The sequence below is a fragment of the Nostoc cycadae WK-1 genome, assembly GCF_002897135.1.
Lineage (GTDB): Bacteria > Cyanobacteriota > Cyanobacteriia > Cyanobacteriales > Nostocaceae > Nostoc_B.
In genome coordinates this window covers 18386-40099 of record NZ_DF978429.1, presented here as the reverse complement: position 1 = coordinate 40099, position 21714 = coordinate 18386, and the positions used below count along the sequence as shown (strand labels likewise).

Annotated in this window: 17 protein-coding genes; 3 read left to right on the top strand and 14 right to left on the bottom strand. The window is 39.3% G+C overall.

Annotation, left to right across the window (positions count from 1 at the left end; all coding sequences use genetic code 11):
* Nucleotides 1-28: 28 nt before the first annotated feature.
* The 13 genes from NCWK1_RS14240 to NCWK1_RS14180 all read right to left on the bottom strand — a co-directional run bounded on the left by NCWK1_RS14240 (nucleotide 29) and on the right by NCWK1_RS14180 (nucleotide 15130).
* Nucleotides 29-1117 carry a glycosyltransferase gene (locus tag NCWK1_RS14240; protein ID WP_096581342.1) on the bottom strand — a complete coding sequence of 363 codons (1089 nt, stop codon included), beginning with the start codon at nucleotides 1115-1117 and terminating at the stop codon, nucleotides 29-31.
* Between the two features lie 517 nt (nucleotides 1118-1634).
* Nucleotides 1635-2948 carry an NAD(P)H-dependent oxidoreductase gene (locus tag NCWK1_RS14235; RefSeq protein ID WP_096581340.1) on the bottom strand — a complete coding sequence of 438 codons (1314 nt, stop codon included), beginning with the start codon at nucleotides 2946-2948 and terminating at the stop codon, nucleotides 1635-1637.
* A 67-nt stretch (nucleotides 2949-3015) separates the two neighbouring features.
* On the bottom strand, nucleotides 3016-3585 hold the full coding sequence (gene rfbC, locus NCWK1_RS14230) for a dTDP-4-dehydrorhamnose 3,5-epimerase (protein ID WP_103125165.1): 570 nt from the start codon (nucleotides 3583-3585) through the stop codon (nucleotides 3016-3018).
* 177 nt (nucleotides 3586-3762) lie between these two features.
* A complete protein-coding gene (locus NCWK1_RS14225; RefSeq protein WP_096581336.1) occupies nucleotides 3763-4626 on the bottom strand; it encodes a phytanoyl-CoA dioxygenase family protein in 864 nt (287 codons plus the stop codon).
* Between the two features lie 77 nt (nucleotides 4627-4703).
* On the bottom strand, nucleotides 4704-5537 hold the full coding sequence (locus tag NCWK1_RS14220; protein WP_096581334.1) for a phytanoyl-CoA dioxygenase family protein: 834 nt from the start codon (nucleotides 5535-5537) through the stop codon (nucleotides 4704-4706).
* Nucleotides 5538-5544: 7 nt separating this feature from the next.
* On the bottom strand, nucleotides 5545-6588 hold the full coding sequence (locus tag NCWK1_RS14215) for a glycosyltransferase family 2 protein (protein ID WP_096581332.1): 1044 nt from the start codon (nucleotides 6586-6588) through the stop codon (nucleotides 5545-5547).
* Nucleotides 6589-6650: 62 nt separating this feature from the next.
* Nucleotides 6651-7568: a glycosyltransferase family 2 protein gene (locus NCWK1_RS14210; RefSeq protein ID WP_096581330.1), complete on the bottom strand. Its 918-nt coding sequence runs from the start codon at nucleotides 7566-7568 to the stop codon at nucleotides 6651-6653.
* A 99-nt stretch (nucleotides 7569-7667) separates the two neighbouring features.
* Entirely contained in the window at nucleotides 7668-8696 is a 1029-nt protein-coding gene (locus NCWK1_RS14205) for an SDR family oxidoreductase (protein WP_103125164.1), read from the bottom strand.
* A gap of 158 nt (nucleotides 8697-8854) precedes the next feature.
* On the bottom strand, nucleotides 8855-10069 hold the full coding sequence (gene lhgO / locus NCWK1_RS14200) for an L-2-hydroxyglutarate oxidase (protein WP_103125163.1): 1215 nt from the start codon (nucleotides 10067-10069) through the stop codon (nucleotides 8855-8857).
* A 97-nt stretch (nucleotides 10070-10166) separates the two neighbouring features.
* Nucleotides 10167-10940 (bottom strand): glucose-1-phosphate cytidylyltransferase, encoded by a 774-nt coding sequence (rfbF, locus tag NCWK1_RS14195; RefSeq protein WP_015112177.1) that lies wholly within the window; start codon nucleotides 10938-10940, stop codon nucleotides 10167-10169.
* Nucleotides 10941-11384: 444 nt separating this feature from the next.
* Nucleotides 11385-13565 carry a tetratricopeptide repeat protein gene (locus tag NCWK1_RS14190; RefSeq protein ID WP_096581324.1) on the bottom strand — a complete coding sequence of 727 codons (2181 nt, stop codon included), beginning with the start codon at nucleotides 13563-13565 and terminating at the stop codon, nucleotides 11385-11387.
* Nucleotides 13566-13622: 57 nt separating this feature from the next.
* Nucleotides 13623-14405, bottom strand: a complete 783-nt coding sequence (locus tag NCWK1_RS14185) for a PP2C family serine/threonine-protein phosphatase (protein ID WP_096581322.1) — start codon at nucleotides 14403-14405, stop codon at nucleotides 13623-13625.
* A 50-nt stretch (nucleotides 14406-14455) separates the two neighbouring features.
* On the bottom strand, nucleotides 14456-15130 hold the full coding sequence (locus NCWK1_RS14180; RefSeq protein ID WP_096581320.1) for a vWA domain-containing protein: 675 nt from the start codon (nucleotides 15128-15130) through the stop codon (nucleotides 14456-14458).
* Nucleotides 15131-16039: 909 nt separating this feature from the next.
* On the opposite strand from NCWK1_RS14180, the gene NCWK1_RS14175 reads away from it, so the two are divergent.
* The 3 genes from NCWK1_RS14175 to NCWK1_RS14165 all read left to right on the top strand — a co-directional run bounded on the left by NCWK1_RS14175 (nucleotide 16040) and on the right by NCWK1_RS14165 (nucleotide 19726).
* Entirely contained in the window at nucleotides 16040-17431 is a 1392-nt protein-coding gene (locus tag NCWK1_RS14175) for a response regulator (RefSeq protein ID WP_103125162.1), read from the top strand.
* Nucleotides 17432-17544: 113 nt separating this feature from the next.
* Nucleotides 17545-18525, top strand: coding sequence for an aldo/keto reductase (locus NCWK1_RS14170; RefSeq protein ID WP_103125161.1), 981 nt, complete (start codon nucleotides 17545-17547; stop codon nucleotides 18523-18525).
* A gap of 169 nt (nucleotides 18526-18694) precedes the next feature.
* Nucleotides 18695-19726 (top strand): aldo/keto reductase, encoded by a 1032-nt coding sequence (locus NCWK1_RS14165; RefSeq protein WP_103125160.1) that lies wholly within the window; start codon nucleotides 18695-18697, stop codon nucleotides 19724-19726.
* 75 nt (nucleotides 19727-19801) lie between these two features.
* On the opposite strand, the gene NCWK1_RS14160 is transcribed toward NCWK1_RS14165, so the two are convergent.
* Nucleotides 19802-21688: a DUF3352 domain-containing protein gene (locus tag NCWK1_RS14160; RefSeq protein ID WP_103125159.1), complete on the bottom strand. Its 1887-nt coding sequence runs from the start codon at nucleotides 21686-21688 to the stop codon at nucleotides 19802-19804.
* Nucleotides 21689-21714: the final 26 nt, after the last annotated feature.

Here is a 21714-nt window from a genome sequence, read left to right as displayed (position 1 = left end):
ACGAACAACTAACAAGCCAGATAAATAATTAATGAGTTATACAAGTTTGATCAATAAGTTGCTCAACCTTCTGGAAAAATACTGGTTCTGAAAAATTGTTCACTGCGTGATTACGAATATTTTCATAATTCCAAGTGATGCGTCCGGACTCTAGTAATGCAGCTTGTAGAGAGTCTGGTGTTTGTCTTTTAAAAAAGACTCCAGTTATACCATGTATTTGGGTATCTAAAACGCCACCAGCGCCGTAGGCAATTACTGGTGTACCACTAGCATTGGCTTCTACAGGGACTAATCCATAGTCTTCTAAGGCGGCAACAATCACCGATTTAGCTTGAGAAAATAAGTCTTTACGTTGGCGATCGCTCACATGACCTAAAAATTCAATATTATCTAATGCCTTGGCTTTTAAACGTGCTTGCTCCGGGCCATCACCTGAGATTAATAACCGCCACCCCAACCAATTAAAAGCTTCGACGATTATATCTAGTCGCTTATAACTGATCATCCGTGCAGATGCCAAAAAATAATCTTCTTTGGTATCTGAATAAACAAAGTTACTGGTATCAATTGGATAGTTAACTACAATTGCTGGTTTGCCATAAATCTGTTGAATTCTTTTAGCGACAACGCTGGAATTAGCAATGTAAAGGTCAGGTTCCTGAGCATATTTCAGGTCTACATTCCGCATTAACTGAAAAATTTGTTCAATTAATGGCGCAAAATATCTATAATCTCCATATTCTCGCAAATATGTTTCTGTATCCCACAAAAAACGGGTGACATTATGACAAAAACAAACATGGCGAGCATCAGACCGTTTGCGTACAGCTTTTGCAAAGCTAGTGCTACTGCTGATAATTAAATCGTAGTCTTGCAAATCCAAAGCCCGAAAGGCAGGAAAGTAAAAAGGTGCCATCATTCTAAAATATTTAGCCGCACCCGGAATTTTTTGTAAAAAAGTTGTGTTGACTATCCTCTCACCTAAATCAATGGTTTTTTGTGGATCGTATAAAGAAGTAAAAACATCGGCTTCGGGGTAGCGCTTACATAATAATTCAAATACGCGCTCTGCCCCTCCACGCTGAGTTAAATAATCATGGACGAGAGCAATTTTCATAGATTTTATTCAATCTGCTACTAAATTTTGTCAGATAAATATTTTAGTCAATTACCGCTAAAACTTTCGTGTTTAGCACTATAAAGTTTTAGGATTAAGTTGTTAGTTAATTAGAATACTTTTTGGCAATATTTATCTCATTTTTTATCTTGATTAAATTATTTATAATAGTTAAGCCTGGCTAAAAATCATTGTTTAGTAAAAATATTTCTTTAGATATAAAATAAATTTTAATTTGTAAAAATTGAGAGGCTCAGATACCCGACTTCTCTAAGAAGTCGGGTATCTAATTGTTCACAAATGATTCAATTGAATAAAGAAAGGCTCATACCAATTCTTTGTGAAGCTGCACATTATTTTCACCCCTCCCAACCTCCCCTTAGTAAGGGTGCCGCAGGCGGTGGGGTTTTTTCTGTGCGTCTTAATATAGAAATAGTATCAGATACCCAAATCATTTAATAATTTGGGTATCTCTTTACCTAACAATGATTGATGCTAGTGATATTAAAACCAACTCTTACCCAACAGATGCAAGAACTTTTTCGGCAGCAAAATAAGCATTTTGTTCAGCGCGGAGTTGGTCACAAAGTCTACCTTCGGGTAACTCTACATCGTCGTAAGTCAGCACTTGGTCACGAGGAATATCTCGTTTTAAACGACAACCTTCAGCTAAACCCATTGGTAATAGTTTTTGAGCTTGAACAACGGGAGAATTTTCACATTGACCGTAGGTCATATAGTAACCAATACCATCAAGTGTTTCTCCGGCTTGCAAATCGATTTTGGCAGTTGTGACTACATCTACCAATGGTTTACCAATAGGAGCCATCACAGCGTCACGGAAGAGGACAGCACGAGCCACAGATAGGGGAACTTCAAAATGGCAGAGGTGATAAGGAGTATAGAAGCTATAGAGAGGCCCTTCACCTAATTTATAGAGGTTGAGGTAGTGGCGTTGTTTGGGGTCATCGTGAGTAGCGAAGACAAATACACCAGGGCCGGGTTTAGCGCCAACTACATAATCAACAATTCCGCCTAATTCTTTGAGTTGTTCAATATCATACATATTGGTCATTTCATCAACATGACCTGCGAAGTCATAGCCAAGCATTCCGCGCTTGGCGACTTGCATTCCGGTGGCGTTAGCGACGATCGCTTGCTCGAAGGAAATTTTGCTACCATCAGCAAAGCTTGTTACCATGTGGGCTTTTTGTCCCCAACGTTTAGCAAAGCCTTCTTGGGTTGTGGGATTGCGATAGGGGTCTTGTAGCCCTTTGATGTTACCGCACAGTAATGGTGTTAGACCGATGCTTTTGACAAAGCGGTAAAGATTCATTTCTACCCCTGGCTGGTCGCCATCGCAAGCGCTGAGGATCACACCAGCTTTGTCAGCGTAGACTTTGAGGATAGAGCCAACAGTACCATCGAGTTCAGCATTCATCATAATGACATGCTTGCGATGAGCGATCGCTTCCATGACAACATGAGCGCCAAATTCCACTGCGCCAGTCACTTCAATAATTGCTTCAATGCTTTCCGATTGGCAGATTAACTTGGCATCTTCAGTGATAGCATATTTACCGCTGGCGATCGCATCTTCTAAATCGCTAACAGTGTTAACAACTTGAATATCTTCAATCCCAGCTTCTGTATAAGCTCGTTTAGCTCCATCAATACTCCGGTTGAAGATAGCTACCAACTCCATTCCTGGTACTGAATTAATGATTTGGTTAGCAATACCTCGCCCCATAAAGCCAGCACCAATCATGCCTACTTTGATAGGATTCCCAGCAGATGCACGAGCTTTTAAAGCATTATCAATAATAATCATAAAATTCCTCTGATTGCTATTTTTAGATATTAAACAGACACATTATCAGTAGTTAATAAACCACCAACTATACACTTACCGATACTGTTTCTGTATCTCCTACAGGTATCATGCTCAACAAAGGCCAATTTAAATCTTTTTCAGAAATTTCTGTGGCTTCTAAAGGCCATTCAATGTTAAAAAATGGATCATCATAGCGTAGACCACGCTCATATCCTGGTGTATAAAACTCACCAACTTGATAGATTACTTCCGCATCATCGGTGAGAGCTTGATAGCCGTGGGCAAACATTTCTGGCACATACAAAGCTCGCCGATTATCTGCGGTTAGTTCAACACCAATATGAGATAAAAATGTCGGAGAATCAGGACGCATATCAATAATTACGTCATAAATTGCCCCTTTAGTACAGCGAACTAACTTTGTTTCGGCTGCGGGTTTGATTTGATAGTGCATTCCCCGCAGAGTGCCTTTTTTGTAGTTATAAGATAAGTTACATTGAGCTACTGTTGGCTTTAAACCGTGGGCTTCAAACTCTTGAGCGCAGAAATAGCGGGCAAAAAAACCACGGTGATCGCTTCTTTCTTCTAGGTCAATAATGTAAGCATCTTGGAGATTTGTAGCGGTAAAAATCATAAATTACCTCAATATTAATGTTTAATTGTGTCAGAACTCAGGAGCTATAAATCAGTACTCAAAATACTTAAAAAATCAGGAAAAATTCATAAATTTAAGTATCAATTATCTTGGATTAATTGTAAATTCTGACCCTTTGAAAATCTCAGGTATCACTTCTAACTTCCGAGTTCTGAATTATGACTTACTTTGTTGAACCAGAGTTTTTTCAACTTCAGATACAGTCACTTCAGCTTTAGGATGAGTATCATCCCAAAATTGTGTACACAGTTCTGGTCTTTCGGGAGGATTAGCTGTATAGCAAAAGAACAGGGTTGAGCGTGTTTCGCTGCGTACAGTTCCATGATGTAAGGTATTTTTAGTATCTACAAAAATGACTGTACCTGCTGGACCTGGACAAGATTTCCAAGCTGATTGAGGTATGATTTTTTTGACAATTTCATTATCAATCCCCATATAGCTTGACTTGAAAAGATGGTAATAAAGTCGCCAATATTTCAGACTAAATAAAGGTGTTAAAGAACGGGGAATGTATTCAAAAGTCCCGGTTTTTTCTTCTACATTATGCAGACAAACAAAGATTTTGATCAAGCGGCGGTCTTCAGCATCACTATGCCATAACAAGGTGCCGAATTGATGATCGCTGGGAAAATCTTGGCGTAAATGTACACCATGAAAAGTAATGGGAACCCCAATATAATTTTCAATAATACTTAGCAGTCTTTTCTGGGTTGCCCAATTATAAAATTCTGGCAAACCCGTAACTGTGGTAATGTGCGGCCACTTTTCTGCTAAATGTTCATTGTTGGGATTTCGTATCCGAGATAATTGATAATTAGCAGCTTTGAGTAGTTCAGCACTAAAATCTAAACCTAAATCTGCCAAGGTTGTCGCATAAACACCGTCTCGTTTGAGAGTCTCGATGATTATGCGATCGCGGGATTCTAATGCTGGTAAATTTTTAGTATGTTGCCAACGTTTGAGGTGAAAAACTAAGTCGGAGAATAGGGAAAATATTTTGTATTTAATTGTTTTTAGCATAAGTTTATGATGTCGAACATTGTAAGTCGAAAGTTAGGAATTTATTTCCTCAATTACTGAAGTGATATTACGTAACATTAAGCAATTTCTTGCAGCATCTCTGGCTTGGGAAAAGTGTCATTCCAATATTGAGTGCAAAGTTCTGGTCGTTTGGGTGAGTTAGTTGTATAAACAAAAAATAGTGCTGACCTTGCTTCGGTGCGGATAGTACCGTGATGTAAAGCAGTTCTAGGATCTGCAATCAAAACTGTACCGGCTTTCCCTGTACAAGATTTCCAAGCTGATTGGGGAATAATTTTTTCTACTTGTTCATCATTAATTCCTAAGTAACCAGACTGACGCAACTTGTGGTCAATTCTATAGGAATTTAAATGAGGGAAAGATGTTAAATTTAAAGGAATATACTCAAATGGCCCGTGCTTTTTCTCAACATCATGGAGATAAATAATTACCTTAACTATTTTGCGGTCTTCGGAATCTTTATGCCACAATAATGTGCCAAATTGGTGTGCATTGGGAAAGTCTTTGCGTAAATGTACACCGTGAAAAGCAACAGGTAAACCTAAATAATTTTCAATTATCTTTAATAGTCTGTTATTACTTCCCCATTGATAAAATTCTGGTAAATTTGTGACTGTATAAATTTGTGGTAGTCTCTCATTCAAATGAGAGTTATGAACATCTGACATTCTGCTTAATTGTTGATCAGCAGCTTGTAACATTTCTTGAGTGGATGGTAAGCCTAAATCGGCGAGTGTGGTTACATAAGCACCTTCTCGTTTTAGTGTTTCGACAATTTTGCGATCGCCTGTTTCTAGTGGAGGTAAATTAGGGGCATACTGCCAGAGTTTTATTCTATAAGCCAACTCTGAGTTTAGTGTTGCCATTTTGCCTTTAAGTATGTTTAGCATAAGATGATTACTTGGTTTTAATAATTGATTTTAGGTGCGATCGCCTGTTATTTGCTGTTCGTAATTCTTGCGGTGTTGGTTCGTTAGCTTCAGCAAGTTTCAAGTCTTTTAACGCCATTACATCAAAAGCAGAAAGACTCACTAACGCCACAAATGGAATCGCTACCTTAATAGCAGATACAGGCCATCTTCTTAAAGCACCTAAGAATACTTTTAAATTAACTTCCTTGCCATTTTGTAACAGCATCCGTCGACAAAATTGCTTAGAATATCCAGATTCTTCTAATTTCAAAATTACTTCAGGAATGTGTTTATACTGCATTAACAGAGCAGATTTTGGCTCTTTCTGCCAATAACTCACACCCACAATACATTCTAAATAAGTCTCTTTGGTGACAATTATTTTGCCGTGTGCAGCACAATAACCCGCTAAATATGCTAACGATATCCAGTTACTCGCCGCATCTGGCCAATTTTGCAAAGCACGTTTGATTAAATCGCTGCGGTAAACACTAGCGGTAAGAAAAATAACTGCGCCAACACTTTTAGCAAAGCAATGTTCAAATATGGCTTGACTATTTCCACAGCCATCTTCTGCATCAGCATCAAACCAGCGGTTCCCAACAATTGTTGGCGGATGTACTGGTTCACCAGTAATTTTATTACGTCCAGAAAAGTTGAGAAATAATAAGCCTAAATCTTCATTGTGTTGGAGCTTATGAATAATGTAAGGAATAGTTCTATCTTGAATTGGATCATCATCGCCAATTGTCCAAACATATTTAGTTGTAGCAGAACTTAGGCAATACATAATATTTCTCATTACGCCTAAGTTTTCAGAATTTCTATTAGACCTAAAAGTGATATTACTCAGTTTTGCCTGCCATTTTTGAATCACAGCTTGAGTATGATCTGTAGAACAGTTATCTGAAACTAAAATTTCACAATCAGACTCAAAGCCTTGAATGGCATTTGCTAACCAAGACAACTGTTTGTTAAGTAATTCAGCACGATTATAAGTAGGTATGGCAATTGTTAATAATTTATCCATTAGTCCTCACAAAAATTATGAAGTCGTTGCTAAATCGCGTTTATTTACTAACTTGGGGAAAACTACCGAGTCTGCCAATGGCAAACTCCTACTAAAATGAAATAGGGAATAATGATATTGAGTGTCATCACTGGCCAGCGTTTTAAAGCTCCTAAAATGACTTTCCAATTATTTTCTGCAAAGTGTTTTTTAATTAGATTTCCACAAAAGTTTTGTTGATAACCTATTTCTTTTAATTTGATATAAACTGTAGGTAAATCTAAGTAACGCATCCTAAACCATAATTTCTCATCAGGTGCAGAGTTCATTCCGCAAGCATATTTTAAATAAACATCTTTGGTAATTTTTACGCTTCCCTGAGTAGCACAAAATGAAGTCCAATATACTTGTGCTTCTCTGTTATTCACACTATAAGACCATTGATTAATAGCTTCTTGTACTGCTTGAGTTCTGTATATTTGAGCAGTCATAAATGCTAAACCAGCAAAATTTCCTTGTAAGCATTTTTCTATTACAGCTTTACCATCAGACTTGACATCTTCATTTTCAACAGTAAAACATGGTTCGGGTATTAGTTGATTAGTTTTGACATAGAACCAAGAAAAATTCAGAATTAATAATGCCAAATCTGAAAATTGTTTTAAATTATTAATTACATAACTTAAAGCCCTTTCTTCTATAGGGTCATCATCTCCAATCACCCAGACATATTGAGTTGTAGAAGCCTGGAAACAATAAGCTATATTCCTCATTACACCAATATTTTCAATATTTCTATTATTCTTGAAGCTAATTGGTGATAAAATTAATTCCCATTTCTTAATTATTTCTTGAGTATTGTCTGTGGAACAGTTATCAGAAATAATAATTTCGCATTCAGATTCATAACCTTTAATCGCTTTAGCGACCCAATTGAGTTGTTGGTCTAGAAATTCAGCCCGATTGAATGTAGGAATAGCAATAGTCAGTAGTTTTTTCATACTAAGCAATTAATAGGAAAGTTAGTTATATTAGAGGCTTCCAAATCAAAATTTTGATTTGGAAGGCTCTATTAAGCTGCTAAAAATCTAATAGGGAAGCTATTGGAGATTCCAGAAGAAATCTTTGTCGATTTGTTCAGTACGGATGAGATACTCTAGCTGCTTTAAGCGAGTAAAACCTCTAAATAAGAAGGTGTCTTCAGTCATATCAATTTGACTGAATAATTTAAACAATTGTTGTGCGCCTAGTTGAGCATTCCAATCACATTTGAATCCAGGTAAAATGCTGTTAATTTTTTCGAATGATACACGATAGCTACGGTTATCTGCGCCATTTTGCCCAAAGTTTAATTTACAGCCTGGGAAAGTATCAGCAATAATTTCGGCAATTTCTTTAACTCGATAGTTATTAGCAGTATCGCCAACATTAAAGACTTGATTGTGTACGATGTCACGCGGTGCTTCTAAAGCGCAAACAATAGCTTTACAAATATCTAGTGCATGAACTAATGGCCGCCAAGGTGTACCATCACTGATCATTTTGATTTCTTTGCTTGTCCAAGCTAACCCAGCGAGGTTGTTCAACACGATATCAAATCGCATTCTGGGGGAAGCACCAAAGGCTGTAGCATTCCGCATGAATGTAGGTGAAAAATCATCATCCGCAAGGGGTGTAATATCTCGTTCTACGAGAGTTTTACATTCGGCGTAAGCGGTTTGAGGATTCACAAGAGATTGTTCTGTCACATCGCCTTCGGTGGCGACACCATAAACACTACACGAAGACATATAGACGAAGCGTCGCACGCCCATTGTTTTGGCTAAGTTAGCGAGGCGTACAGAACCTAAATGATTGATTTCGTAGGTGATATTTGGTGCTAATTGTCCTGTGGGGTCGTTGGAAAGTTCCGCCATGTGAACTATTGCTTCTACACCTTCTAAATCTTCGGGGGTGATGTGGCGGATATCTTTGTTGAGGGTTTTGGCTGTAATGTCTGTACCGTTGTACAACCAACCAACTTTATAAAAGCCTGTATCAACACCAATTACTTCATGTCCACGTTCAATTAACAGAGGAGGCAATAAAGAACCTAGGTAGCCTTCTGTTCCGGTGACTAATATTTTCATTGTGGGGAATTCCTATAAAATTGCTTCCAAAAAATTCAGAATTCTGAATTTGGGGTTGATTATTTTTGTGGGGTGTGTTTTTCGGGTAGACAAAATGCCCACCCGACAAGAGATTTAAGAGATGATATTGTCTTTACACCTCTCCCTACTCCCAATACTTAGCTAATAACTACAGTTTCAAGATGGGACTGCTGGGGAACTTGAGAGGCGATCGCTTTGCCAATTTCTAAAGAAGATGTGGCTGCTGGTGAGGGTGCATTGCAGACATGGATGGAGTTTTGACCAGAAATGATCAAAAAGTCATCTACTAGTTTGCCGTCATCCATTAAAGCTTGGGCGCGAACTCCCGCATGGGTGGGAACTAAATCTTCGGCTTGGACTTCGGGAATTAATTTTTGCAAACTTTTGACAAATGCTGCTTTGCTAAAGGAACGAATGATTTCTTGAATACCTTCATCAGCATGTTTAGCTGCGAGTTTCCAGAAACCGGGATAAGTCATCACCTCTGCAAAATCTCTCAAGTCGAAGTCGGTTTTTTTGTAACCTTCCCGCTTGAGGCTGAGAACAGCGTTCGGCCCAGCATGGACTGTACCATCAATCATTTTGGTAAAGTGAACGCCGAGGAAGGGGAAATCGGGGTTAGGCACTGGATAAATCAGGGTTTTGACCAAATAGCGTTTTTCGGGGGTGAGTTCGTAATATTCGCCCCGGAAAGGTACGATTTTGGCTTTGGGTTCTACTCCACCTAACTTAGCAATGCGATCGCTATGCAATCCGGCACAATTGATCACAAATTTGCTTTCAAAGTTACCGTTATTAGTTTCTAATACCTGATTGTTACCACTGGCAGCGATTTTCAATACTTTGGTATTGAGCCGTAAATCTCCACCTTGCTGTTGAATTAATTGGGCGTATTTTAAACAAACTTGCTTGTAATTAACAATACCAGTTGAAAATACTCGAATGCCAGCTACACAACTAACATGAGGTTCAATTTCTTTTACTTCTTCTGGGCTGATTTTCTGGACTGTTAGATTATTTTCTAAGCCGCGTTTGTAGAGATTTTCTAAGCGTGGTATTTCTTGTTCATCGGTAGCAACAATGACTTTACCGCAGATTTCATGGTCAATTCCATGCTCTTGGCAGAATTCCACCATTGAGCGACTACCATCTCGGCAAAATTTAGCTTTAAAACTCCCTGGTTTGTAATAAATGCCAGAGTGAATTACACCACTATTATTGCCGGTTTGGTGAAATGCCCAGTTGCTTTCTTTTTCTAATACTAGAATGCGTGCTTGTGGATAGCGTTTACCCAAGGACATCGCTGTTGATAAGCCTACTATTCCACCGCCGACAATAGCAAAATCGTACATATCATTTGTCATTTGTCATTTGTCATTTGTCAAAAAGCTGAAAGTAGAAGCTTGAGGATGAAATTTCATACTTCAGACTTCATACTTCCTACTTTTATTACCATACTTGCCAAGGAGCTTTACCACTTTGCCATAGATCTTCGAGATAATTTTTATCGCGTAAGGTATCCATTGGTTGCCAAAAACCATTGTGTCTAAAAGCCGATAACTGTTCCATGTCAGCCAGCTTTTCTAATGGTTCTTTCTCCCAAATTGTGGTGTCATCCGCTATTAAATCAATAACTTCTGGTTCTAGAATAAAATAACCACCATTGACCCAAGCACCATCACCATCACGTTTTTCCCGGAAGCTAGTAATTTTAGTTTGCTCTTGCTCTAAGGAAATAGCACCAAAACGTCCGGCTGGTTGTACGGCTGTGAGTGTGGCTAATGTCTTTTGCTGTTGGTGAAATTTAATTAGCTCGGTGATATTTACATTACTAACGCCATCACCATAAGTAAAGCAGAAAGTATCATTTCCTACATGTTCAACAACTCGTTTTAAGCGTCCCCCAGTCATGGTTTTATCACCTGTATTCACTAAAGTGACACGCCAAGGTTCTGCATAGCCAGAATGCACATTCATTTGATTAAAACGCATGTCAAAAGTTACATCTGACATGTATAAAAAGTAGTTAGCAAAATACTCTTTAATGACGTAACCTTTGTAACCACAACAAATAATAAAATCATTAATGCCGTGGGCAGAATAAGTTTTCATGATGTGCCACAGAATTGGCTTACCACCAATTTCAACCATCGGCTTGGGCTTGATACTGGTTTCTTCACTGAGGCGTGTACCAAGTCCACCAGCCAAAATCACCGCTTTCATGTAATTACCTCGGAGATTTGTAGGGAATTATTATTTAGAATTGCTTGAGATGAAGAGGATGCACTTGGTTTGAGAAAAATCGTTTCGCTCTGTTTTTCTCCGTAAATAATCTAACTATAATTTTTGCTACTTGTATGAAGGGAAAGTAAATTAAAATCTTTTGTGTGTGAAAGGTTTATGAATAATTTTTACACGTAAAATATTATCACTTAAATAAATATAAATGTTACCAATTAAATCATCAGGATTATATTTTATAACCCTGATATTACTGACGTTTAATTATAGTAATACAATAATTGGTTACTAATTTATTAGTAACCAAATTTACTTGTATAAAGATTATTTCGTGAAAATATAGAGGCTCAGATACCCGACTTCTTCAAGAAGTCGGGTATCTAATTGTTAAATAATCAAGAGATACTGTTGACTATTGACAACTCTTTAATTTGTTCCGACATTATCCCAAGTAGTAGAACTTTGCAGTAAAGCATTACATTGACTTTCGATGATGACGCACATACTGCTAAGTGCTTGCTGGTAGTTTTCTGTATCTTCTTGTTCTAAGGCGAGTTTGGCGGCTAATTGTAAATCTTCGACGGCTGCGTGGTTATTTTTTGCCGCTTCTTTACCGCCGTATTGGGCGATTTCATAGCGTACCATACCGCGTTTGAGATAGACTTTTGCCAATTTTTCGTTCAGTTGTAATGCTTGGTCAAAGTCGGCGATCGCTTTTTGGTATTGTTGAGCGTAGTCGGTACTATATTGAGCCATTTGATAATATACCGAACCCCGCTGAAAATAAGCTTCGGCTTTGGAGGCGTTGAGTTTAATCGCTTCTGAGAAATCTCCTATAGCTTCTTGGAACTCTTTGAGGGATTCACCACTATACTTAGCTATCTGCGCCCGAACAATACCTCTTCTGATATAAGCTTCGGCTTCTTTAATGTTGAGGCGGATGGCATTATTAAAATCTGCGATCGCTAAATGATATTCTCGATCTGGATCATTGCTATACTCAGCCAGCATATAACGAGCGTTACCGCGATTAACTAAGGCTTTGACTTCCTGCGGATTAATTTGCAACGCTTTGGAATAGTCTGCTAATGCCCCTTCGTAATCTTTGAGATTGTAACGAGCATTACCTCGGTTGATAAAAGATTTGGCGTATTTTGGTTCTTCTTGGATGGCTTTCGTAAAGCTTTCGACTGCTTGCTTGTAGTCGCGCACTTGGTAGGCAGCGTGGCCTTGTTTATAATAATCGGCAAACTGAAGAGCTTGATGACTAGGTTTAGAATTTGCCATCAAGGTCTGTTGAGTATAGGCATTCTGCGACACAAATGGACGGGTGAATTTCACCATTACATCTAAATAACCCAACATCCCCAAACCCAGACAACCCAAAACTATGGGGTAAAGTTTTGATATCTTGCGCCGCTGATAAGGAAAATAGCTTGGCTGATTGTTTGGTTGCCAAGAATTTGCACGGGCAAATGACATGGCAGGCTGTGGTATGCGTGCAGGCTGATTATAACGCCTTGTGGGAATGGTACGTGGTCTAAGATGTTCTTTATTTTCAATTGCCCGCTGTGATGGAAAAGGATCACGTCCGCCTAAGCGCAAAGAACGCTCACACCAAGGGCAGCTGTGCAGGTGATTGCTGTAGCGATGCTGGGGATTGGTGGTGCAAGTAATCAGGGCATCTTCGGCTTCAGTGAGGGCAGATAGCCAAGTTTGGGCATTTGGACGTAACTGGGGATTTTTGTGTCCGGCTTCAAAACACTGGACAAATAATTCCTGCAAGCTAGGATGTAGCATTTCCCAAGGGGGTGCAATGGGAGTTGGCAGGTAAGGAACTTGACGGTGTTGGCTGTAGGTGAAATGTCCGGCGGCGATGCGGACTTCGTAAGCTGGTGGTTCGGCAGTACCTTGAAAAATCCCAGAAAAAGGATGTGTACCTTCCATTAATAATTGGAAGATGATCACTGCCAAGCCAAACACATCGTGAGTAATTGCGCGATCGTGTTGGGCAAAGACTTTATTTTGCAATTCTGGTGGAGTAAACTCAGCTTTACCCACACCACATCGGTAAACAAGATTGTTTTTTAAATCTGGCACTTGGAAAGAGTCAGTATCTACCAAACTCACCAGTGCAGTGTCGCTGACTAAGATGTTGGACTCGTTGACATCACCCACGCAATAACCACTACTATGCAGAGCCGCAAAAGCTGCCGCTAAATTACGCGCTGTGCGAACTAAGTATTGATAGTTAAATAAAGGGCAGTGTTGGCGACGGGTTCTAGGGTTGTAAAAATCGATGATTGGTCGCATTCCCCGAATTCGAGGCATGATGAAACCAATAACGCTTTTGCTCCCATCTGCCGTTTTGATTAGCTCTTGTGGCCAAGCAATGGAAATATGCCCCAAGTTAGCTGTGGGGTTTTCTGGTGGGTTAGCCAGCATCGCTTGCAGTTTTTTAGCGTGATTGGCTGTGGGTTTGTGATAAACCTTAGCCACTAATTCGCCATCGGATGGCACTGCATAAATACAGGCTTCACCACCTCGTCCTAAGCTAACGCTGAGGTTGATAATTTCTGGCTGGGGAAGACAACGTAGTACCTTCATGTTTAAGTCACAGTTAACGGGGGTTATATAAAAAGACCGAACTTGCAGAATCCTTGTTTATGTGCGGTTGAAGGCAGCAATAATTAGTGTTAAATCATCATCGGTACGTTGTGTAATCCGATCCGAACCTAAAAACCTCACCAGTTGCTCTTTAGCTAATGTTTTATCCTCAGCGTTTTCGATAAAGTCAAACAAAGGAAAAAAGAAGGGTTTGTGAGGTTCGCCAACAACCATGTTTAAAGCCAGCATTTGTAGTCCATCGGTGAGGATACCAACATTGACTATTTCTTCACGCCATAATCTCATTTGTGCTGTATCTATAGCATCCAAGGAAGTCAAGAAAGTCGTTTCGTTGATATATTCTCCGTTATTGGGTATAGTTAGCGCAATTAAATTTCCTTGACGATTCTTGGCGACTGCCATACCGTCACCGATTTGGGCTGCTGCTACCATTTCTGGTGTAGCGATGGTGATTATTAAGGTAGTTGCCAAATCTTGAGGCTGTTGGTTACAGGCTGCGGCTTCTGTTTCTACTGCTTTTTTGGCAGCCAGCAAGGCATCACTTAACAAAGATTGCACAACCAAGTCATCAGCTAAAAAAGCGCGCGAGACTTCTTTAATAGATAAATGTTCTACAGCTGCTTCGGTGGCTACCATTGCGCCAATTTTCCCCTGACTGGCAGAACCTGCGCCATCGGCTGCTGCGGCTACTAATATATTGTCTGGCAATAACTGCCAGTTGTGAGCATCCTGACACAGCTGCTTGTTTCTGATGTGGCTGGTACCACATACAGATGCGGCGACTACCCGCCAATGATCAATCTGTTTTGATGTGTTCATAGATTCTTTGTCTGGGCTGGCTGTGTAAGTATTAAATCGCGATCGCGCGATTAAATGGAACCCCAGCCAATTGGCGGTAGTGCTACTTGTTCATCTACTTGGGAGTGGGAAACAGCCGCCATACTCGCTGACAGCCACATAAACATTTCCACGAAGTTAAGTCCTCGCAGTTTGAGTGGTGTCCGCACAGCTAACTGATTTAGGGTTGTCATGTTGGCATTTTCCACACCAACTGAGAAAAAGGCTACGCGCTTATTGGCTTCGTCGCCTTGAACTCGCTGTGCGGCTTGGGCTACTAGATGCTCTTGTTCACCTTGAGGTTCGCCATCGGTAATCATGAATACCCACGGACGATAATAGGCAATGCCATTAGCACGATACAAGGATTTGCGCTCTTGTACCATGTCTAAGGCTTTATGAATTCCTGCGCCCATACTGGTGAGTCCTTGGGCTGTCAAAATTGGGGGGTTAAATAGATCCGCTGTCACAAAGTCTTGTATTACATTTACTTGGCTATCAAAAGTAACAATTGCTACTTCAACGCGTCGCGCTGCTAAGGAATTTTTGACTAATTCATCTTTCAAACTCAGCAAACCTTGATTTAATGCTTCGATGGCTTCACCTTGCATTGAGCCAGATGTATCTAGTAATAATACGCAAGGACAACGGGGTTCGGGGTTTTCCGCAAATTCTACTACTTCATCCAGGGTTAATGTATCTTGCATAACTTTTTGTGTTATGTTATAGTCCAAAGCTTTATTTTCCTTTGTTCAAAGTATATAGTTAAGTTTCCGGAGCCTAAAAGGGAATAACTAAATTTTTGGCGATCGCCTGCTGAGTCTTCATATAACTATTAAACAAATACTTTTCCCTAAATTCTCTACACATTTAATAAAGTTTTCATCAAGTTCCGCCTGAGAGACCAAAAATTTACGAGGAGTTCATATTTCCTGCATTCACGGAACGACAAAGTCTTATAAAGGGCAAGTGGCAGAGTATAATAAACATCAAAATTTGCCTAGATAAAAGTTTAAAGATTTCGTGTGGAATATATCATTTTTGTGCCAAACAAAAGTGTTAATTCATCCAAGTTCATCATTCAGAAAACATTTAAACTCCCTTTTCGCCATCATACTGAGTTGCACAAGTAAAATTTTTATTGTTTTTTCATTTTCTTCAGTATTTCTGAGAAATGAATTATCTATCTTTTGAGGGATGTATTTCTCTAATCTTGAATCTAGGTTGGTCGAGGAACTTTATATCAAAATAAAACTTGATATTTTTGCTTTGGCAGTTTCTTAAGTTATGTCTGTAGTTGATACTCCTGAAAGAATTTTGTGTGTAGATATTGGCGCAGCTACAGCTTGGATTGTTGACTGAGTAAAAATACTAACTTCAGCGCTTATACTCAGACATAGTAATGAAACTTATGTTATGGGTATTGTCTTTCTATCTGAGCAGCGCATCAAGTTCAGTGAGTAATAGCGATGATTTCCATAACCTTGAATATAGATTTATATTCTTCTTCGAGAAAATAATTTTCTTGGAGACATATTAAAACTAATAAAGTAAAACATAAATAAGCATCCAAATTTACATAAATTCTGTATAATTCTCTAAAACAATTTTTTAAAATGCCTAATTTCGGTACATTTACAGTGTTACGTCCTTATAGTTTATTAAAACAACTATCTAATGGTATTGACACTACTTGTTTACAAGCCTTTAGTAACTTAGTTACTTGGTTGATTTATGTAGAACAGGGAGCTATAACTTATGCGACAAACTCTGTTGAACCTTTTGATAGGCTAGAACGTCATCTGCGCCGCCTCAATTTGCTCAGTAGCGCAACCCGCGTACAATTACGTATGACTTTTGAACAAGAGTTGTTAAATTATGACATTGCTGATAGCAGTGATTTATCAACTCAACCTGCTGATTACCAAGCAATTCATTGGCTAGTCAACGAAGGTTATCTGGATAATGCACAAGCTACAATCTTGATTCAAGAATTGGTCAAAGAAGTTATTGAATCATTTTTGTTAGTGAAAACAGGTACTTATGCTTTAAGTGATGCAACCCAAACACTGACAAAAATTTGTCGGCTGGATGTGGAAAAAACTCTGGAAATTTGCCAAATTCGCATACAAAATTGGCAATCTTTCACTCCCCAAATTTCTTCACCTTACCAGCGTCCTTATCTGTTAATTAACAGTAAGTTACCCAGCAAGAATTTCCCAAAACTACCGCCAGAATTAACTAATTGGATGAAAGGTTTTAGCCTACGTCATCTGGCTGTAATTATGAATCAAGATGAAATGCAACTGATTCAAAATTTATACCCTCACATTGTGCAAGGTGGGGTAATTATGCACGAACCAGATCCACCATTTGATCAGTTACCTAAGTATAAGCCAGAAGCCACAACATCTTCTCGATATACAACAGCGTTACTCAACAAACAATTCATAGATACGGTAGTAGAACCCAGTAACCGTAATGCTGAACCGGAGACGGCTCTGGCTGTAGAAGATTTTCCACTTGTAGTGCGATCGCCACAAACATCTACACTGTCAAGCCAAAATCTTCAGGAATTAACAATACTAAATACCATAAATTATGCACCTGAAATAGTAACGAATAATACCGTAACTATCAAAAAGACTTATAAAATCATTTCTGTTGATGATAGCCCAACAATTCTCAAAGAAATTAGTCGGTTTTTGGAAAGTGAGAATTTTTCTGTAGTGACAATTGATGATCCACTTAAAGCGGTTATGTCGATTATTCGCCATAAACCAGACTTAATTTTGTTAGACCTCAACATGGCTGGAATTGATGGCTACGAATTATGCAAAATCATTCGGAATAATTCTTTCTTTAAACACACTCCGATTATTTTTGTCACAGGTAATAAAGGACTTGTTGATAAAGTCAAAGCCCGATTAGTCGGAGCCTCTGGTTATTTAACTAAACCATTTACCCGTGCTGAATTACTAAAACTTGTGTTTATGCACTTGGCTTGAAAGGAGGCAGGGGGCAGGAAAAGATGTTTACTCAACTTAGCACTCAGCACTCAGGATGAAATTAAAGGGCGATGTATGCGGATAATACAGATGGTGCGTGATTGACAATCAAAATGCAAATCAGTCGAGAACTATCCCTACCAACTATGGGTTGCGGAACTTGGGCTTGGGGAAACCAACTCTTGTGGGGATACAGCGAAAGTATGGACGACCAATTGCAAGCCGTGTTTGACTTGTGCGTGAGTAATGGCGTGACCTTATTTGACACAGGTGATTCTTACGGTACTGGCCGATTGAATGGGCGTAGTGAATTACTTTTAGGAAAATTTTCCCAAGCATATCAGGGTTTAAATCAGGAAAACATTTGCATTGCGACAAAACTGGCTGCTTACCCTTGGCGATGGACGCGCCAGTCCATGATTAAAGCTTGTCAGTCTTCCGCCAAGCGCTTGGGTAAAAATGTCGATTTAGTGCAGATGCACTGGTCTACAGCCAATTATGCACCTTGGCAAGAAAAAGGCCTATTAAATGGTTTAGCTGACCTTTACGAACAAGGTTTAGTTAAAGGTGTTGGTTTATCAAATTATGGGCCGCAACGGTTGAAAATGGTGCATCAACGATTTGCGGAACGAGGTGTACCGATTTCTACCTTACAAGTCCAGTATTCTTTGCTGTCTACTTATCCGGTGACGCAACTAGGATTAAAAGATGTTTGTGATGAATTAGGTATTAAATTAATTGCTTACAGCCCTTTAGCTTTGGGGATATTAACAGGTAAGTATTCCGAAAAAGGAACTTTTCCCCAAGGTATTCGCGGGTTGTTATTTAGACAGTTATTACCAGGAGTGCGATCGCTGTTAACATCCTTAAAAGAAATAGCGCAATCACGCCATAAAACTATGTCACAGGTAGCCATTAACTGGTGTATCTGTAAAGGTACTATTCCCATCCCCGGTGCAAAATCCCTCACCCAAGCGCAAGAGAATATTGGCGCTTTAGGTTGGAAACTCGACGCAGCAGAAATAGCAGAGTTGGATAAAGCTGCCGAGAGTACAGATAAAGTCATGGTACAAAATATTTTTCAGACTAAATAAAGCTAAAAATAGTCTTTAGCACTCTTTTCCCAGTCCCTACTTTCTATTCCCAACAAGTGACTTAATATACCTCTCCATCAATACTCTTCTCCTTCAACAGTTAGATGCAGTCGACTTTCGCCAGTGCAAAGCTATGAGGATGTCATAGTTTGATTTTAAGGATTCACTTGTGGAGATTAGCAGACGAGATTTACTGAAGATAGCTTCTGCTTCAGGTTTAGGAACAGTCGGACTAGCAGCTTCAACCGGACTTTCTAAACAAGCTTTAGCCCAAAATCAGCCTAATCAGACCAAAACAGGCGAAATGATCTATCGGCAATTAGGACGCACTGGGGAAAGAGTATCGGTAATTGGTTTGGGTGGACACCACATTGGTAGACCAAAAGATGAGGAAGAAGGAATTCGGCTGATCCGTACAGCTATTGATCGCGGTATCAACTTTATGGATAATAGCTGGGACTATCACAACGGTGGGAGTGAAATCCGTATGGGTAAAGCACTCCGGGATGGTTATCGGCAAAAAGTTTTTCTCATGACCAAAATTGATGGTCGTACAAAAGAAGCTGCGGCCAAGCAAATTAATGATTCTTTAAAAAGATTACAGAGCGATCGCATAGACTTATTGCAACATCATGAAATCATCCGGATGGAAGACCCAGACCGGATTTTTGCCCCTGGCGGCGCAATGGAGGCGGTTCTAGAAGCCCAAAAAGCTGGCAAAATTCGCTACATCGGCTTTACTGGTCACAAAGACCCCTTAGTTCACCTGAGAATGCTTGATGTTGCTGCTCAAAACAACTTTCGTTTTGATACAGTACAAATGCCATTAAATGTCATGGATGCTCATTTTCGCAGTTTTGAGAGCCAAGTTTTGCCCAGACTAGTCAAAGATGGAATTGGTGTATTGGGGATGAAATCAATGGGCGATCAAAACATTCTCAAAAGCAACACAGTTAAACCCATAGAATGCTTACACTATGCCATGAATCTACCAACATCAACCGTGATTACAGGCATTGAAAGCATGAAAATCTTAGACCAAGCTTTTGAAGCAGCTAAAACATTTCAACCCATGAATCAAGCACAAGTCCAAGAACTGCTAAATCGGACTCGTCAAGCTGCTGCGAAAGGTCAATATGAACTATTTAAAACTACTAGTCAATTTGACAGTACAGCACTTAATCCTGAGTGGTTGGGTTGATTTATCAAAAAATTCAGAAGGCAGAATTCAGATTTTGAAATCTCTAACCTTCTGTCTTCTGCCTCTGATAATTAATTACTCTTTAATTGTGGGACTAATCGGCTTTCTACTAGGAGCCAATACCATTAAAACATCGAATTGTTCTTTATCTGATGTGGTAGCACTTGTAGCACTAATACTGTAGACTGAGCCAATAATTGGTTTCCAAGGTCTGAAACTTTGATCATCAAAGAAACTGGGTAAAAATCCATAAATCCATGATAAAGTAGACCCCCCATTTAAATAAAAATATCCATAGTTAGGACGGGGTAAAGAATTAGTCGCAGTTTTAAAATTATAAGTTGAAGGTAACGGAATATAAGGCTGTGGTACTAAATCTTGTATTGCGCCAAATCCTGTTGTAATTACAACAGTTTTTTCGTCTACCCAATTATAAGCCAACAAACTTTGTGAAGCTTCTCCGCCTACATCCCAACTCGTGATGTTTTGACCTTTAATATTGTGAGTATTCACTACAACTTCTCCTGTTGAGAAAGATGTAATAAATTCATTTAACTTCTTCAGAGTAGTTTCAGCAGCGGCTCGATTGTTAGTTTCTAAAGCCATACCTATCCCTAAATTCAAGTTAGGAACTGAGCCTAATAATCCTCCTTTAGAAGGAAACAGAAAGAAGGCATAATCACCATTCATCCAATTGAGAATGTCTTTTTCTAAATCAAGTTTAGTACTATTAAAAACAAAACTCCGCAGTTGGGTGAGATATTCTTTGAGTTGTGGCTTTGTACTCAAAGCTTCGGTTAAAACTAGCCATTTCTGATTTAGATTGCGACCAGTGGCAGCAGAGTAGGTGGCAGCAGGTAATCTTGATACTATAGCTTCTGGCTGTTCGGTTTGAAACTCATCTTTTTCTGATTTAGGAGTTTGGCGATAGGCTGTAGCTTGAAAACGCAATCCTTCTGGTTCTACTGTTAAAAAACCATTGACACTACCCAAGTTTTTCAATTCATCAAGGTTAATCGCATCAGCACTAAGAACAGGAAAAGGCAGGCTTGGATCTTTGCTAATATCGTTAATTAAAGGCACAAAAGTTGCCAAATTTTCATACATTGAAAACAAAGATTTAGCATACTGAGGATTTTTGATTGTGTCTTGGAATTGGGCATTTTGAGCGAGATTATTCTCTCCTTGAGCAGCATCAATAATTTGCTCAATGGGTTTAGCCGTAATCCCGGTGACAATGTAACCTGGTAAAGTAGCGATCGCAATTCCTCTTGGTCTTGTTTTTAACCAATCTGGATTACCTAAAATCGGCGGTATAGCCGCTAAGTTTGATTTTTTCTGAGAACGAACCTGCTTGAGTTGTGATTTGCGTTGAATCTTAGGTGTATTTGCAGGCTCTGGGGGTAATTCTGGTAATTTGGGTGCTGAATTTGATTCAGGTAATTCTGGTGTTTCTGGCGTGGGTGTTGATTTTGGTTGTTCTGGAGGTTGCACTTCTACAATCGTAATGCCTTTATACTCCGTAACCTTTACCCGTTTTGGATCACCATTTTTAAGTAAGTCTAAAAAAGGCTGGATGCGTGACTCATCCTTGATAGGAGCCAGCATCACAAAATTATTATCTATGGTTGCGGCTGTACCTTCAACCTTGGGCAAAAAAGCAAATGCGACTTGATCACCTAGCAAAGACTCAATCTCGCGGACATAGCTAAGTTTAAAAGAAGGCGGTAAATATTTAGAGGCTGCGGTAAAGGCTCTTTCAAATAAATAAAAACGATTTAAGGCTGTCCAAGCATCTACTTTGGTATTGACTAAGCCTACCAATGGTGTATCTGCTGGTAAAATGTTAGCGATCGCTGGGGTAGTAGATGCAGTAGATGCCGCAGGCTCGCTAGTCTCAGCCGCAGGAGAAACAACTGCTAAAGCCGATAATAGCGATACTGTAATAATCGGTGATACCATTTTGAATTTTAGATTTTAGATTTTAG